The 15,553-nt window shown below is 68.1% G+C and carries 17 protein-coding genes; 3 read left to right on the top strand and 14 right to left on the bottom strand.

Annotated elements, in window-relative coordinates; all coding sequences use genetic code 11:
• Positions 1-366: 366 nt before the first annotated feature.
• The 4 genes from B0F77_RS40645 to B0F77_RS40630 form a co-directional block, all read right to left on the bottom strand.
• Positions 367-1,521, bottom strand: a complete 1,155-nt coding sequence (locus B0F77_RS40645; RefSeq protein WP_086668391.1) for a sensor histidine kinase — start codon at positions 1,519-1,521, stop codon at positions 367-369.
• Positions 1,522-1,530: 9 nt separating this feature from the next.
• Positions 1,531-2,256 carry an ABC transporter permease gene (locus B0F77_RS40640; protein WP_086668390.1) on the bottom strand — a complete coding sequence of 242 codons (726 nt, stop codon included), beginning with the start codon at positions 2,254-2,256 and terminating at the stop codon, positions 1,531-1,533.
• Positions 2,240-3,133: an ABC transporter ATP-binding protein gene (locus B0F77_RS40635; protein WP_086668389.1), complete on the bottom strand. Its 894-nt coding sequence runs from the start codon at positions 3,131-3,133 to the stop codon at positions 2,240-2,242. The genes B0F77_RS40640 and B0F77_RS40635 overlap by 17 nt, the downstream gene beginning before the upstream one ends.
• 79 nt (positions 3,134-3,212) lie before the next feature.
• Positions 3,213-4,121 carry a LysR family transcriptional regulator gene (locus B0F77_RS40630; RefSeq protein ID WP_086668388.1) on the bottom strand — a complete coding sequence of 303 codons (909 nt, stop codon included), beginning with the start codon at positions 4,119-4,121 and terminating at the stop codon, positions 3,213-3,215.
• Between the two features lie 100 nt (positions 4,122-4,221).
• On the opposite strand from B0F77_RS40630, the gene B0F77_RS40625 reads away from it, so the two are divergent.
• Positions 4,222-5,025 (top strand): SDR family NAD(P)-dependent oxidoreductase, encoded by an 804-nt coding sequence (locus B0F77_RS40625; protein ID WP_086668387.1) that lies wholly within the window; start codon positions 4,222-4,224, stop codon positions 5,023-5,025.
• Here B0F77_RS40625 and B0F77_RS40620 read toward each other — a convergent pair.
• Positions 5,018-5,608 carry a TetR/AcrR family transcriptional regulator gene (locus B0F77_RS40620; RefSeq protein ID WP_086668386.1) on the bottom strand — a complete coding sequence of 197 codons (591 nt, stop codon included), beginning with the start codon at positions 5,606-5,608 and terminating at the stop codon, positions 5,018-5,020. The two genes, B0F77_RS40625 and B0F77_RS40620, sit on opposite strands and share 8 nt — an antisense overlap.
• 81 nt (positions 5,609-5,689) lie before the next feature.
• On the opposite strand from B0F77_RS40620, the gene B0F77_RS40615 reads away from it, so the two are divergent.
• Positions 5,690-6,019 (top strand): antibiotic biosynthesis monooxygenase family protein, encoded by a 330-nt coding sequence (locus tag B0F77_RS40615; RefSeq protein ID WP_086668385.1) that lies wholly within the window; start codon positions 5,690-5,692, stop codon positions 6,017-6,019.
• Between the two features lie 18 nt (positions 6,020-6,037).
• Here the strand turns inward: B0F77_RS40615 and B0F77_RS40610 are convergent, their stop codons facing one another.
• Positions 6,038-6,640 carry a DUF305 domain-containing protein gene (locus B0F77_RS40610; protein WP_086668384.1) on the bottom strand — a complete coding sequence of 201 codons (603 nt, stop codon included), beginning with the start codon at positions 6,638-6,640 and terminating at the stop codon, positions 6,038-6,040.
• A 250-nt stretch (positions 6,641-6,890) separates the two neighbouring features.
• Here B0F77_RS40610 and B0F77_RS40605 point away from each other — a divergent pair, with 250 nt between their 5' ends.
• Positions 6,891-8,294 (top strand): LVIVD repeat-containing protein, encoded by a 1,404-nt coding sequence (locus B0F77_RS40605; RefSeq protein WP_425435796.1) that lies wholly within the window; start codon positions 6,891-6,893, stop codon positions 8,292-8,294.
• A 15-nt stretch (positions 8,295-8,309) separates the two neighbouring features.
• Here the strand turns inward: B0F77_RS40605 and B0F77_RS40600 are convergent, their stop codons facing one another.
• From B0F77_RS40600 to B0F77_RS40565, 8 genes are all read right to left on the bottom strand, one after another.
• Positions 8,310-9,470 (bottom strand): MFS transporter, encoded by a 1,161-nt coding sequence (locus B0F77_RS40600; protein WP_211294283.1) that lies wholly within the window; start codon positions 9,468-9,470, stop codon positions 8,310-8,312.
• Positions 9,467-9,862: a VOC family protein gene (locus B0F77_RS40595; RefSeq protein ID WP_086668383.1), complete on the bottom strand. Its 396-nt coding sequence runs from the start codon at positions 9,860-9,862 to the stop codon at positions 9,467-9,469. The genes B0F77_RS40600 and B0F77_RS40595 overlap by 4 nt, the downstream gene beginning before the upstream one ends.
• Before the next feature lie 7 nt (positions 9,863-9,869).
• Positions 9,870-10,979 (bottom strand): low temperature requirement protein A, encoded by a 1,110-nt coding sequence (locus tag B0F77_RS40590; RefSeq protein WP_086668382.1) that lies wholly within the window; start codon positions 10,977-10,979, stop codon positions 9,870-9,872.
• Positions 10,976-12,007: an ABC transporter ATP-binding protein gene (locus B0F77_RS40585; protein ID WP_086668381.1), complete on the bottom strand. Its 1,032-nt coding sequence runs from the start codon at positions 12,005-12,007 to the stop codon at positions 10,976-10,978. Before B0F77_RS40585 ends, B0F77_RS40590 begins: the two co-directional genes overlap by 4 nt.
• A 4-nt stretch (positions 12,008-12,011) precedes the next feature.
• The gene (locus B0F77_RS40580; RefSeq protein WP_245849310.1) at positions 12,012-12,803 is read right to left on the bottom strand and encodes an ABC transporter permease; all 792 of its coding nucleotides are present in this window, start codon (positions 12,801-12,803) and stop codon (positions 12,012-12,014) included.
• The gene (locus B0F77_RS40575; protein WP_211294282.1) at positions 12,803-13,642 is read right to left on the bottom strand and encodes an ABC transporter permease; all 840 of its coding nucleotides are present in this window, start codon (positions 13,640-13,642) and stop codon (positions 12,803-12,805) included. Before B0F77_RS40575 ends, B0F77_RS40580 begins: the two co-directional genes overlap by 1 nt.
• Positions 13,643-13,716: 74 nt before the next feature.
• Positions 13,717-14,838 (bottom strand): ABC transporter substrate-binding protein, encoded by a 1,122-nt coding sequence (locus B0F77_RS40570; protein ID WP_245849308.1) that lies wholly within the window; start codon positions 14,836-14,838, stop codon positions 13,717-13,719.
• Between the two features lie 89 nt (positions 14,839-14,927).
• Entirely contained in the window at positions 14,928-15,416 is a 489-nt protein-coding gene (locus B0F77_RS40565) for an HAD domain-containing protein (RefSeq protein WP_086668379.1), read from the bottom strand.
• Positions 15,417-15,553 lie beyond the last annotated feature (137 nt).

Raw genomic sequence — 15,553 nt, 5'->3', positions numbered from 1 at the left:
CCCCAACGACTCCGCCTGCCCCGACACCCCCGCCGGACGCCCGCCGCAGCCCACCACATCACTTCACACGTGCCCCCAGCACCTGCACGGGCGCTGCCGGCTGCCCACCGCACCACTCGGCGCCCAGTGGCTCACCCACACCAGGCACCGGCGCCCGCAGCACTACCCACACCCGGCCTCAAGACCCATCACCGCGCCCGCCGCCATCCGCCGCGCTCCTCACGCCAGCACCCAGCACCCACACGGGCGCTGCCAGCCGCCCACCGCACCACTCCCGCCCGACTTCACCCACGCCAGACACCGGCAGCACCGCCCCGCCCGGCCTCAGGACCCACACCGCACGCCCGCCGCCATCCGCCGCACCACTCACGCCGGCACCCGCGCCGAGATCGCCGTCCCCCCACCCGGCTCCGACTCCACGAACAACGCCCCGGACAGCCGGTGCACCCGATGCCGCATCGCGGGCAGCCCGAACCCCGACGACGGCGTCGTGAGGTCGAAGCCCACGCCGTCGTCGCGCACGTCGAGGGTGACCACGTCCGCCATGTACGACAGGGTCAGGCCCACGCGCGACGCCGAGGCGTGCTTGGCCACGTTGGCCAGGGCTTCCTGGGCCGTGCGCAGCAGGGCGACCTCTACCTCGGGGTGCATCACGCGTCGAGAACCGGTCAGTGTGACCGACACCGGCACGCCGTAGACCGTGGACCAGCCCGAGGCCACCTCGTCGAGCGCTTCGGGCAGGGCCGCGGAGTCCAGGGCGGGCGGGCGGAGGGCGTGCACCGAGCGGCGGGCCTCTGCCAGGTTCGCGCGCGCCAGGTCTGCGGACACCGACACGCGGCGTTCCCAGTCGGCGGGGGTGGCCGCCGACAGTTGCGTGATGATGCCCGTCAGGCCTTGGGCCAGCGTGTCGTGGATCTCGCCGGCCAGGCGGTGGCGCTCGTCCTGCACGCCTGCTTCGTGGGCCTGCACCAGCAGCTGGGCGTGCAGGCCCTCGTTCTCCTCCAGCAGTTCCTTGCGCAGGCGGGACTGTTCGGTTGTCACGTGGCCGACGAACGTGAAGGTGCACGCCAGCACCACGAACACCAGCAACAGCAACCAGAAGGCCGCTTCCTCGCCCGCCGGTGGGTAGCCGCCGAACAACGACAGGGTTGCCAGCACAGCGGTCAGTGCCACCACGAAGAACATCCAGCGCCCACGCAACAATTCGCTCGCATAGACGTAGACCGCGTACGACACCGCGCCGAACATCTGCTCACGCAAGCCCAGCACCGCATAGAGCACGACCATGCCACCGACGAACACGGCCATGAGCTCCAGGCGATCGCGCCACGCGGGATGCAGCGTGAACCACCACAGCATCCACACGTAGCCGAACGCCACCACGCCGTAGGTGAACCAGCGCTCCGAGGCCGAGTCCACGGTGAAGATCGTGTACAGCACCGTGGTCACGGTCAGCACGAAGTACGGGATCAGGTTGGCGACGGCGGCGAGCCTGCGCTCCCACCTGTCCAACGCGGCCATGTCCACGAGCTACTCCCAGCGGAACGTTCTGGCCGCGACGGTACCCGCCACGAGGCTCACCAGCCCCATGATCGCGAGATGCCTCCAATCCGGCGCGCTGCCGAGCCACGCCTGTTGCAGCGCCTCCACACCGGGAGGCAGATACGAGCCGATCGTCTGAACCACCGAGGGCAGCATGAACCGCGGCAGGTACACGCCGCCGAAGAACATCAGCAGCATGAACACCACCGTCGCCCAGCCACCCGCCGTCCGCGCGTTCGGGGCCAGTGCGGCGATCACCAGGCCCAGCGCGAACGTCCCCGCGCTCCCCAGCACCACGGCACACGCCAGGCCGAGTGGATGGTGAGGCAGGTCGACGCCGAACACGACGTACCCCACCAGGATAGTGAGCAGCACCGACAAGATCGCCGCGCAGAAGTTGACCACCACCTGTCCCAGCAGCAACCGCGCTGGATGTGTGGGCGTCGTGGACAGCCGGCGGAGCACGCCCTTCTCCCGATACGTCGCCACGACCGCCGGCAACCGCTGCAACCCGATGAACACCAACGTGAACACGACGATCGACGACAGGTAGCTGTCGATGAACCGAAGACCGCCGAACTTCGGATCAGGTGTCCGCAACGCCGGAATCGCCCCCAGGCCGAGCAGCAACAGGGTCGGGAACAGCAGAGCGAACACGGAATTCAGCCGATCGCGAACGAACAGCCGAGCCTCGACCTCAATGATTCGCAACATCACTACCCCCGGTCAGCTCGACGTAGGCGTCGTCCAGCGACACCTGGTCCACGCGCAGTTGCCGCGCCACGATCTGCTTGCGCGCCAACAAGGAAGTCACGGCGTGCAGCAGGTTCTCCGACCCGCTGACCACGACCTGTTCCCCCACCGACGACACCTCGGTGACCTCCGGCAACGCCTGCAGCAAAGCCAGATCCAGACCAGCGGACGGCACGAACCGGACCCGGACCGAACCGTCCACCCGCGACACCAGCCCGGAAGGCGTGTCCAGCGCCGCGATCCGCCCGTCGCGGAACACCGCCACCCGGTCGCAGAGCCGTTCGGCCTCCTCCATGAAGTGCGTGACCAGCACGATCGTCACGCCGGCCGAGCGCACCTCCTCGACGACCGACCACGTGTCCCGCCGCGCCTGCGGATCCAGCCCGGTCGTGAGCTCGTCGAGAATCGCCACCCGCGGCGACCCGATCAACGCCAGCGCGATCGACAGCCGCTGCTTCAACCCGCCGGACAGCTGCCCGAACTCCGCCTTCAGGTGCGCCGACAGCCCCAGCCTCGCGGACCAGTCCGCAGGCTCCGGGTAGAACGACGAGAACAGCGACAACGCCTCGCCGACCCGAATCCGTTCGGGCAGCTCCGACGACTGCAGCTGCACCCCGATCGCCGACCGCACGTCAGCGGGCGCCCGCCCCAGCACGGACACGCTCCCCCGGTCCGCCTTCCGCAGCCCCGCCACGCACTCGACGGTCGTCGTCTTGCCGGCCCCGTTCGGCCCCAGAATGCCGAAGATCTCCCCCTCGGCGACCTCGAAGGACACCGAGTCCACCGCGATCTTCGGTCCGTACCTCTTGCCGAGGTCGCGCACTTCGATGATTGCCATGCCACCAACGATCGGGCAGCGCCGAGCAAAGATCATCGAACAGCCGGCGACCCCGGCATCAACCGATCGGTTGATGCCGCTACTCAGTCTCCAGAAGGGCGGCCCGCAACGCGCCGGTCAGCCGCGCGACGGGTTCCGGCACCGGTCCGGGCAACCGTGCGAGCAGAACCCGGCGCTGCTCGGCGGGCCCGCCCCGCACCGGCAGGATCCGCACACCGGCAGGCACCACGGTCACGAACGCGGCGGGAACCGTCGTGATCCCGAACCCCGCCGCCACCAGCTGCAGCTTGGCCAGCCAGTCACGCGCGGCGTGCGCGACCACGGGCCGTTCGTCCAACCCAGGCCACACGCCCATCACCAACTGGTCACCGGGCCCGGCGATCCACCTCTGCCCCCGCAGATCGGCGACGTCGACGAAGTCGTTGCGCGCCAACGGGTGTGCCGCCGGAAACGCGACTCGCAAGCTGCGTTCGACCAGAACGTCGACCTCCAGCGCGGGCGTCTCGTCGTCGGGCGCACGATACGGCGGTGACGACGCGATCAACGCAACGTCCAACGTGCCCGCACGCAACGCGCGCACCAACGCCGGTGTGCTGCCCTCACGCGTGACAACCGTGATGGACGGATGGGTGCGCCCCAACGTCAACAGCGCCTGAGGCACCAGCCACGCGCCGGCCGTCGCGAACCACCCGAGCCGGACCGTGCTCACGTCCTCCGGCAGACCCGCGAGCTCCCGCGCACCCGCGTCGACCTCGTCCACCACGGCGGCAGCGCGCCGCAGCACGAGCCGCCCGGCCGGTGTGAGCCGCACGCCGTCGAACCGCCGCTCCAGCAACACCGCGCCGGCCGCGCGTTCCAGCGAGGCGATCTGCCGTGACACCGCCGACTGCGTGTAGCCCAGGGCGGACGCGGCCGCGGTCAGCGTGCCGCGCTCAGCCACCTCGCGGAACACCCGCAGGGCGACCAGTGACGCATCGGTCAGAGCCATGACGTCTACGCATATCCCAGTTGACATACTTTCGCTACCCGCATGACCAGTCCGAGCCTAGCGTCGAAGACATGATCACAACAGAGTTCGGCGCCCGACCATGACGATCGCACTGGTCACCGGCGCCACCCAGGGCCTCGGCCTCGCCCTGGCCGAAGGGCTCGCGCAACGCCTCACCGTCTACCTCACCGGCCGCGACCGGGACCGGATCAGCACCGCCGTCCAGACCGTCCAAGGCGGGGCCGAGGTCCGCGGCGAGCTCCTCGACGTCGCGGATCCCCACGCCGCGGCCGAAGTCGCCCGGCAGATCGAAGCACGGCACGGCGGCATCGACATCATCTTCGGCAACGCGGTGATGCGCATCGGCCCCGACGACAACCCGCGCGAGATCATCGACACCTACACCGAGGTCAACAACTTCGGCACCACGAGGCTGCTCAAAGCCTTCGCGCCGATCCTCAACGACAACGGCAGGTTGCTCGTCGTGGCCAGCTCACTGGGCACCCTGCACCACCTGGCACCGGTGCTGCACAGGCGGTTCACCGAACCGTCCTCTTTGGACGAGATCGACGAGCAGATCGCGAACTGGCGCGACGGCACGAAAGAAGGCAGCGTCGGGGCGTGGCCCGCGTTCGTGAACATCCCGTCCAAGGTCGGCCAGGTCGCCGCCGTCCGGGCGCTCGCCCGGCAACGCCGGCAAAGCGACGAACAACGAGGCATCCTGATCGCCGCCGTCTGCCCAGGAATGATCAACACCCCGACATCCGCACTGTGGTGGGACGTCAGCACCGCGCCCACCCCGGCGCAAGCCGCCCAAGCGTTGCTGGACCTCGCCCTGAACCCGGTGAAATCCGAGTACTACGGCGAACTCGTCCGCCACGGCGAGGTGGTGCCGTTCAGCTGATGGGCTGGTCCAGCCCGTGCACGACCTGGTCGAGGAGCGTCTGGATGACCGCCTCGTTGTGCTCGTTGCGGCCCGGCGTGATCATCCGGGACGTCGCCTCGACCATCGCGTGCACGAGCATCGCCCGCATCGGCGCACGCTGCACCCCGGCCGTTTTGAAGACACCGACCAACGGCGCCAACAACCGTTCGTGCTCGGCCCGGATCTGCTCGCGCGAGGCGTCCGGCAGCGTGTGCGCGGACAACGCGACCACCGCCCCGTGGCTGCCGTCGGTGATGATCGCCAGCTCGGTGCGCAGGTACGCCTCGATCTTCTCCGGCACGGACCCGGCGCTGTTGACCGCGTCCTCCAGCTTGTCCGCCCACTCCGGCAGCGCGTCGGACACGATCGCCGCGACCAGTTCCTCGCGCGACCGGAAGTACTCGTAGAGGCTCGGCCGGGACAACCCCACGCGTCTGGCGAGCGACGCGAGCGTCAGCGCCTCCGCTCCCTCGGTCGCCACGATGTCCCGCCCCGCGTCCAGCAGGGCGCGCAACCGGTTGGCGCGGTGCTCCGCAACGGTGTCGGCACTGATCCTCGGCACCCCGGGATCGTATCGCGCTTGCTTTCCCGACGGTGTGTTGGAATAGTTCCCGACAGAGCGTCGGAATCGGGGAGGACCCACATGTTCATCGCGACGAACCGCCTGTTCGTCCCTGCCGAGCGGGCAGCGGAGTTCGAGGACCACTTTCGCGACAACATGCGCACGTTCCTGCCCGGCGTCCCCGGCCTGCTGCGCAGCACGCTGCTCAAGCCGACGAAGGACGACCAGCCGTACGTGTCGGTCAACGAGTTCGAGTCAGAGGAGCACTTCCTCGCCTGGGTCGCCTCCGACTCGTTCCGCGAGGCGCACAAGCGCAACCGCGGCATCGCCCGGCACGTCACGGGCAACGCCGTCGAGACCTTCCAGCACGCCGAGGACATGGTGCTGCCCCAGCAGCGCACCGAGGCGTGAGAGCGCGGCCCTGCTCTCTCACAAAGTGGGAAGCAGGGCCTTCATCCGGTTGATCTCGTCGGACTGCGTGGCGACCACGTCGTCCGCCATCTCCTCGACCTGGACGTTGGTGCCGGCCCCGCGCACGTCCGTCGCCATCTTGATCGCACCCTCGTGGTGCTTGATCATCAGCTCCAGGAACATCCGGTCGAAGTCCTTGCCGCGGGCGGCCCCCAGCGCGTTCAACTGATCCTGCGTCGCCATGCCGGGCATGGTGCTGTGGTCGGTGTGCCCGCCGACGATGTTGAACGTGCGCTGCCACTGCTTCATGGCGCCGATCTCGGGCTCCTGGCTGTACCGGATGCGGTCGGCCAGCCCCTTCACCGTCGCGTTCTCCGCCCGCTCGGGGGCGAACCGCGTCATCGCGAGCGCCTGCTCGTGGTGCGCGATCATCATGTCCACGTACTGGCGGTCGGCGTCGTTGGGCGGCGGCGGAACCGCACGGGTCGCGTCCGATGGCGCCAACGTCGGCGCCGAACCTCCAGGCGTGTCCGGCGCGATGACCGGCGCTGCATCAGGTGCCGATGTACAGCCCGCCAACAGGGCGAATGCCGCCGCGAAGACCAGAACCCCAGAACGCATGCTTCGGACAATACAGTTCACCGAGCCGTCGCTTCGCGCACCGGCGGTCGACCGAATTGTCCAGCTCTTCGTCTGTGGACAAAGAGTGCAGAACCCTCCGAAAGACGCTGGCCCTTAGCAAGGCGAAAGGGTCATACTCCCCCTCACCAACCCGTACTGAGGGGGTACAGCAGTGACTTCACGCGAAACGGCCCGGCGGCGCAGAGCGCCTTTCGCGGTTCTGGGGGCGCTCGCACTGACGCTGTCAACGTTGACGGCGCCCGCGTCCGCCGAGCCTGACCTTCCCGCCGACGGCAAGGGGCTGAGCGAGGCTCAGCTCGAGGCCCAGGCGGAAGCGGTCAACGGCATTCCTGGCGTCGACGAGATCAGCCGTAGCCGCAACATGGTCCCGGTCGCCCACCTGGACAAGCAGGCTCCGCTCGACGCCACACAGACCGACATCGCGTTCCAGGACAACTACGCGTTCGTCGGCAACTACAACGGCTTCGTCATCTACGACATCCGCAACCCGAAGAAGCCGACCATCAAGAGCCAGGTGCTCTGTCCCGGCTCGCAGAACGACGTCTCGGTGTACGGGAACCTGCTGTTCCTGTCGACCGACTCGTCACGCAGCGACAACTCCTGCAACAGCGTCGCGCAGCCCGCCACGATCAAGGAGTCGTGGGAGGGCATCAAGGTCTTCGACATCAGCGACAAGGCAGCCCCGAAGTACGTCGCCGCCGTCGAGACCGACTGCGGTTCGCACACCCACACGCTGGTGCCGGGCAAGAACAAGAAGGACGTGTACCTCTACGTCTCGTCCTACTCGCCCAACGCCACGTTCCCGGACTGCCAGCCGCCGCACGACAAGATCTCGATCGTCAAGGTCCCGGTGAAGAACCCGGCGGCGGCCTCGCTGCTCAAGGCGCCGGTGCTCTTCCCGGACGGCGCCAACCAGGGCAAGCCCGGCACGATCGAGGACGGCTACGTCACGGCGACCTCCGGTTGCCACGACATCACCGTCTACCCGCAGCTCGACCTCGCGGCCGGCGCGTGCATGGGTGACGGCGTCCTCTGGGACATCTCCGACCGGGAGAACCTGGTCGAGATCAACCGGGTGCAGGACGACGCGCACTTCGCGTTCTGGCACTCCGCGACGTTCAACAACAGCGGCACCAAGGTCGTCTTCACCGACGAGCTCGGTGGCGGTGGCGCCGCGACGTGCAACGAGAAGATCGGCCCGAACCGCGGTGCCAACGGCATCTACGACATCGTGGGCAAGGGCAACAACCGCAAGCTGGTCTTCAAGTCCTACTACAAGATCCCGCGCATGCAGGCGGACACGGAGAACTGCGTCGCCCACAACGGCTCGCTGATCCCGGTGCCCGGCAAGGACATCATGGTGCAGTCCTGGTACCAGGGCGGCGTCTCGGTGTGGGACTTCACGAACTCGAGCAAGCCGCGTGAGATCGGCTTCTTCGAGCGCGGCCCGATGCCGAACGGTGGCGGCGGCGGCACGTGGTCGACCTACTGGTACAACGGCTACATCTACTCCTCGGAGATGGGCCGCGGCTTCGACGTGATCGACATGCGCGACCCGCGCACGTTCGCGGCGAAGTTCTTCCGCACGGACGAGCTGAACGTGCAGTCCCAGGGCAACTTCTACCGCGGGTAGTCAGAAGCCTTGAAATCAGCGCGGCTGCCGACGTTCGGCAGCCGCGCTGATCGCTGTCAGGACCAGGGTCACCGCCACACCACCGAAAACCGCCCAGATCGGCGAGCCGGCGTCCATCGCCCACGCGACGACGACGGCCGTGAGCCCGTAACCCGCGCCGGTCACCGCGTACATCATCGAGAACCCGGCCGCGTGCGCGCCGACCGGAAGCCGTTCGCGCAAAGCAAGACTCCGCGTCACGAGCACGCCGGACTGGAACAACCCGGCCGCCAGCAACGCGCCCGCGATGCCCGGCAGGTTCGGGAACAACCCCACCGCGCCGACGCAGGTAGCGGTGATCACCAGCAGCACCAGTCCCTGCACCCGGAACGATCCGGGCCAGGGCCGCAGCCCGTACAGCACCGCACCCAGCGCGCTGCACGCGGCGAACCCCATGAGCAACGGCCCGATCCAGCCGATCGCGATCCCCCGGTGTTCCAGCAACGCCGGCAGCACCAGCTCAGCGACCGCCAGCTGCGCCAGCGCCGCCGCGCTCACCAGGTAGATCGGCCACGCCGACGCCACCACGCGCACCTTCGCCGTGCCGGAACGCGAAGTCACGTGCCCGCGCGGCAGGATGAACACCAGCCAGGCCGCGACGACGATCAACGACACGGACACCACGACGGGCGCACGGCGGTCGACGCTCAACGCCAGCACGGTGACCAGCGCTGGCGCCACCGCCCACACCACCTGCGTGATCATGGCGTCGAAGCCCATCGCCTTGGGCACCAACGAGTCCGGCACCAGCCCGAGCAGCATCGCGCGCAGCCCGCCCGGTGTCGTCGACGGCCCGGCGCCCGCGATCAACGCCGCGATCACCAGCACCGTCACGTTCGTGGTCAGCGCCAGCGTCGTAAATGCCGCGGCACCCACGAGCAGGCCGACCGACAGCTGGCCGCGCATCCGCGACGGGTCGAGGAACAGGCCCAGCAGCGCGGCACCGAGGACCTCACCGAGCACGTAGACCGCGACCAGCGACGCCGCCAGCACGTAACCGCCGGGCAGTCCCCTGGTCAGGAACACCATCATCAGCGGCGTCATCGACATCGGTAACTTCGCGGCGACCGTGACCACGGCGCACGCGAGCACGTCCCGGTTCGCGAGATCGCGGTAGCCGGCGGCGGAGATCGTCACTCGCCCAGCTCCTGGAACAGGGTCAGCTGCAGCCCGGCGGGCGCGGCGAGCCTGGCGTTCAAGGAGTTCCACGGCGTGCGCGTGGGTTCCGCGATCACCTCGGCACCCGCGGCTTCCAGCGATCGGGTCACCGCGGCGGAGTCGTCCACTTCGAACGCGACCCTGATGTGCCCGGCGACGCGCTTGCCCACCTCGACGTCGTCGATGAACTCCGCGTGCGGCGGGTCGGTGATCTCCAGCGTGGCCCGCCCGGCCTCCAGGATCGTGACCCGCCCGCCGTCGGACGCGAACGCGGCCCGTTGCTCAAGGCCGAGCACATCTCGGTAGAAACGCAGGGCCTCGTCGTAGTCGGCAGCGGTGACGACTAGGCGGAGTTCACGAACACCGGTCATGCACTGATCATCGCACCAGCCGTGTGAGGACCACGACAACCGCGGCGATACCCGCCGTGACGTGAATCGGCGCTGGTCCGAACGTCGCAGCGAGCACGGCGACGGAACCCAGCGGCAGCAGGTACTTGCGCGGCCCCGCCTGGCCGGGACAGTCCTGCACGTACCAGACGCACAGGAAGAAGATCGCGAGCGGCACCGTCGTGAACGCGGCGACCGTCGTGCCCGGCGCGTGCGCGAGGTGCAGGTCGTAGTCCACGGACGCGGCGAGGCCGGCGCCCAGCGCGGCGATCGACCCGAGGATGAACAGGTGTGCGTAACCCCAGAGGAACGCCTTCTTGAGGTTGTGCAGGTGGGACGGCGCCTCGAAGTAGATCCACCACACCGAGAACACGATGATCAGGCTCGCGGCCGCCAGCGAGATCAGGTTGACGCCGCTGTCGAAGCCCTTCTGGAACGCCATCGTGGCCGACAGGATGGACTCGCCGAGCACGATCAACGTGAAGAGACCGTGCCGTTCCGCGATGTGGTGCGGGTGCCAGGTGGTCGCCTCCGCCCGTTCCGCCCACACCGGCACCAGCAGTTCGCCGATCATGAAGAGCACCCACAGCGGGAACTGCAGGCTCGGCGGCGCGACGAGCACCCACAGCACCCAGAGCACCTGCATGCCGGCGATGCCGCCGGCGTAGCGGCGCGTGCAGTTGCGGTGCGACGGGTTGTCCCGCGACGCCCGCAGCCAGTGCGCGACCATCGCGAGCCGGATGACGACGTAACCGCCGACGACGATGCGGTAGTCCTGCCGCTCGAAGACGGCCGGGATGCCCGACGCGATGACGAGCACGCCGGCGATCTGGAACATCGTGATGATCCGGTACAGCGTGTCGTCGTTGTCGAACGCGCTGGCGAACCACGTGAAGTTGAGCCACGGCAGCCACAGCGCGAAGAACGCCATGCAGAACGCCAGCAGGCCGGCCCCGGCGTGGTTCTCCGACACCGCGTGGTGCAACGAGGCGGCGGCCTGGGCGACCGCCACCACGAAGCTCAGGTCGAACAACAGCTCCAGCGGCGTCGCGACCCGATGGGTCTCCGCCGTGTCGCGCGCGAGGAGCTTTCTGATCATCCCGGTACCACCATGATCCTTGATTCGCTGAGGTCGAGTGCGACCTGCGTGCCGGGCTGGAAAGCGGCCGCCTGGTTGGACGGCTGGTCGACCCGCAGGATCTGCTCGCCCACCCTGACAGAAATCCGCGTGACGGGCCCCAGGAACGACTGAGTCAGCACGTCCCCGACGATCTTGCCCTGAGTTCCGTCGTGCGTCGAGACACCGATGTCCTCGGGCCGCACGATGACGCGAACGTCGCTTCCGGACGGTTGGTCGTGCGTCGCGGGCACGGACACGCCGTTGATCACGACGGTCTGCCCCTCCGCCTTGCACTCCACCGAGTTCGTGACGCCGACGAACTGCGCGACGAACGCGGTCTTCGGTTCCCGGTACACGACAGAAGGCGTGTCCAGCTGCTCCAACCGCCCGTGTGACATCACGCCCACACGGTCGGAAACGGCGAGCGCCTCCTCCTGGTCGTGCGTGACGAACAGCGTCGTCATGCCGAGCTCCGTCTGAATGCGACGGATCTCGTCACGCAGCGACACACGGACCTTCGCGTCCAACGCGGACAACGGCTCGTCCAGCAGCAGCACGCGCGGCTGGATCGCCAACGCACGCGCGAGAGCGATGCGCTGCTGCTGACCACCCGACATCTGGTGCGGGTACCGGCCACCGAGGTGCCCGAGGCCGACCAGTTCGAGCAGCTCCGACGTGCGCTTCGGGTCGCTGTTCTTGCGCATCCTGAGTCCGAACGCGACGTTCTGCGCCGCGGTCATGTTCGGGAAGAGGCTGTAGGCCTGGAAGACCATGCCCATGTCCCGCTTGTTCGCGGGCACGCGGGTGATGTCCTTGCCGCCCACCGTGACCGTGCCCGAGTCCGAGGTCTCGAAGCCCGCGACGATGCGCAGCGCCGTCGTCTTGCCGCAACCGGACGGTCCGAGCAACGACACCAGTTCGCCCTCGGCCAGTTCCAGATCAAGACCGTCCAGCGCGACGTTGCCGCCGAAGGACTTGCGCAGTCCCTTGAGTTGCAGGTGGCTCATCGTCTTATTTACTCCCCTGCAAAGTATCTTCTTCGGCAACGGTCTGACGGCGCCGCTGGCCGACATAAGAGAGTGCGAACAGAAGGACGAACGCGAAGAGCAGGCTCAGCAACGACACCGCGATCGACACACCCGCGTTGCGCTTGCCGAGCAGGTTGACCTGCACCTGCAGCGTGTCGAAGTTGAGCAGCGACGCGATGGTGAACTCGCCGAGCACCAAGGCCACCGACAGCAGCGACGCACCGATGAGCGCGACACGGATGTTCGGCACGACGACCTTCCACAGCACCGTGAACCACGACGCACCAAGGCTGCGTGCGGCTTCCGCGAGCGTCTTCAGGTCGATCGCGGCAAGTCCGGCGTCGATCGCACGATAGGCGAACGGCAGCACCAGGATCGTGTAGGCGAACGTCAACGTCAGCGGTGAGTCGCCGAGGAAGTAGTTCACCCACGCGTAGAGCGGTGCCATGCCGACCACCAGCACGATCGCGGGGATCGCCAGCGGCAGCAAGCAGAGGAACTCCACGAGCCGTTGCAGCTGGGGCAGCCTGAGCCGGATCCACGCCATCGTCGGCACGAGCAGCACCAGCATCAGCACGGCGCTCGTAACGGACAACAGCAACGAGTTGACGAGCGCCTCCATCAGGCCTTCGTCGTCGACGATGGACGTCCACGACTCGAGGCTGCGGCTGCCGCCCTTGCCCCGCGTCGAGAACTCCGCCATCGCGATCAGCGGCAGGATGAAGTAGACGCCGAGGACCAGCAGGATGACCGTGCGCAGGACGCGCTGTTTCACTAGCGAACCCACTTGGCGACCCTTCTCTGCAGCAGCACGTTCACGCCCATCGCGATGCTGACCACGATCACCATGCCGAGGCCGAGCGCCTTGCCCAGGTTCTCCTGGCCGAGCACGACCTCACCGGTGAGGAAGCCGCGGATCTGCAGCGGCACGATCGGGCTGCCCTGCGAGACGAGCGCGGCGGCCGTGGCGTAGGCGCTGAAGGCGTTGGCGAACAGCAGGAGCAGCGCGCCGAGGAACGGCGGCAGCAGGATCGGGCCGCCGACGTGGCGCCAGTACGTCCAGCTCGTGCCGCCGAGGCTCGCGTTCGCCTCCCGCCACTGCGGACGCAGGCCGTCCAGCGCGGGCAGGAACACGATGACCATCAGCGGGATCTGGAAGAACGTGTAGACGAGCGTCAGGCCGGGCAGCTCGAACAGCCACGCGCTGCCGGCGAACAGGTCGATGCCAACGTTGTCGCGCAGGAACTTCGTGACCAGGCCCTCGAAGCCGACCGTCGCGAGGAACGCGAACGCCAGCGGCACGCCGCCGAACTGGGCGAGCACACCGCTACCCGCGACGACGATCCGGCGCAGCATCCCCTCGGGCCTGCCGACCGCGATCGCCCACGTGAGCAGCGCGCCGAAGATCGCGCCGATGACCGCGGTGAGCGCGGACAGTTCGATGCTGCGCACGAAGGCGTCGAAGACGACACCCGTGAACAGGCTCGTGAGGTTGTCGAGCGTGAACGCGCCGTTGCTGTCCTGGAAGGCACCGAACAGCACGAGCACCGTGGGGTAGACGAGGAAGATGCCGACGAACGCCAGAAACGGCACCGCGACGAGCCAAGCGGCCACAGATGGCCGACCGGCGGCCCTACTCTTGCGAGTGGGACCGCCGGGCTTCGCCGCCGCTACGGGAGCGACGGAGGTCATCCGATGGCCTGCGCCCAGGTCGCGGTGAGAACGGCCTTGGCCTTGTCGGCCTGGGCCTGCGTCTGGAACACCTGCTTGCCGTCGGTCTTGGGCAGCTTGTCCTTCGCCGCCTTGTCCGCCTTGTCACCCATCTTGTCCAGGCGAACCGGGCGGGACATGCCCTTCAGGTACAGGTTCTGGCCCTCGTCGGAGTAGAGGAACTCCTGCCACAGGCGGGCGGCCGCGGGGTGCGGCGCGTCCTTGCTGATGGCCTGGTTGTAGTAGCCGCCGATCTGGGCCTCGGCCGGGACGACGACCTTCCAGTCCATCTTGCCCTTGAGCTTGTCGGTCTGGGCGGCGTTGGTGTAGTCCCAGTCGATGACGACCGGCGTCTGGCCGGACTCGATCGTCGCGGGCGACGGGTCGACCGGCTGGAAGTTGCCGGCCTGCTTGAGCTGCTTGAAGAACTCGACACCGGGCGCGATGTCGTCGGCGGAACCACCGTTGCCCAGCGCCGCCATCACGACACCGGAGAACGCGGCACCGGCCTGCGTCGGGTCGCCGTTGAGCGCGACCTTGCCCTTGTACTCGGGCTTGAGCAGGTCCTTCACGCTCGTCGGCGCCGGCACCTTGCCGGCGTCGTAACCGATCGACATGAAGCCGCCGTAGTCACCGTAGTAGGCACCGTCCGCGTCCTTGAGCTCCGCGGCGATGTCGTCCCAGGTGCTGACCTTGTAGGGCGCGAACAGGTCCTTGTTGGCCAGCGCCACGTTCAGCCCGAGGTCGAACACGTCCGGCGCGCGGTCGTTGCCCTTGAGCTGTTTGGCGGCGTTGATCTCCTCCTGGCTGGACGCGTCCGGCTGTGCGGAGTCGACCTTGATGCCGTACTTCGCCTCGAACGCCTTGATGATCTCGCCGTAGTTCGCCCAGTCCGGCGGCAGCGCGATGACGTTGAGCTTGCCCTCCTTCTTGGCGGCCTCGACCAGCTTGTCCATCCCGCCGAGCTCGCTCGCCGACTTGGCGGTGTTGGCGGCACCGGCCGGCGTCTCCTTGGCGGGCGGGGCGCCACATGCAGCCACCGCCAGCACCAACGCACCGACGCCAATCAGTTTCGTGGTGACGTTCCCTCGCTTCAGCACAGGCGGAGGATTCGCGCGGACTGCTTTCGTTGTCAAGCCAGCCGCGCCGGTTGAGACCTTCTCGACTCCAAGCGTGAATTCTAGGCGTCTTATGGGTTGCTACTGAATGCTTTCCGCGCTTCACTCAAATGTTGCGCCGAGATCCCCGTAGCCGGATCGACGTCGATGAGCGCGGTGGTCAGATGCCGTCGCTTGTGGACGAACTCCCGGTTCCGCTCGGGATGCAGCCCGAAGTCGTCGTCGAACCAGACGAGGGGCCGCTCGTAGGCGTAGCGGGCGACGCCGGGGTACTTCCAGCCGTGCTCGTCGTGGTACTCGATCACCTTGAGTTCCGGCAGGCCGAGGCGCGGTCCGATCTCGGTGTTCGCCCGATGCATCCAGCTCGTGGCCCACGCGAGTTCGGCACCGGTCTCCTCGGCCAGCTGTCTCAACTGGCCGCCGTGCTCGGGGTCGAGCCAGATGCGGAGCTTGCGCCACCAGCCCACCTTGATGTCGAACGGCCGGAAGTTGTCCGGCTTCGGTTTGGCCGCCCACGGGTTCAGCGGTCCGTCCACGTCGATCACGATCAGCGGCTTCACCCCGCCAGCATGCTCCGGGACCTACCCTCGCGTCCCATGAAACGTCTGGCGCTGCTCCTCCTGCTCTGCACCGCCCTGGCGAGCTGCGGCGTGATCACCGACATGACCGACCTGCAGTCCCGCCTGAAAGACGCCGG

Origin of the sequence: Lentzea kentuckyensis, assembly GCF_002150765.1 — a bacterium.
Taxonomy (GTDB): Bacteria; Actinomycetota; Actinomycetes; order Mycobacteriales; family Pseudonocardiaceae; genus Lentzea; species Lentzea kentuckyensis.
This window is presented reverse-complemented; position numbering and strand designations above follow the sequence as displayed.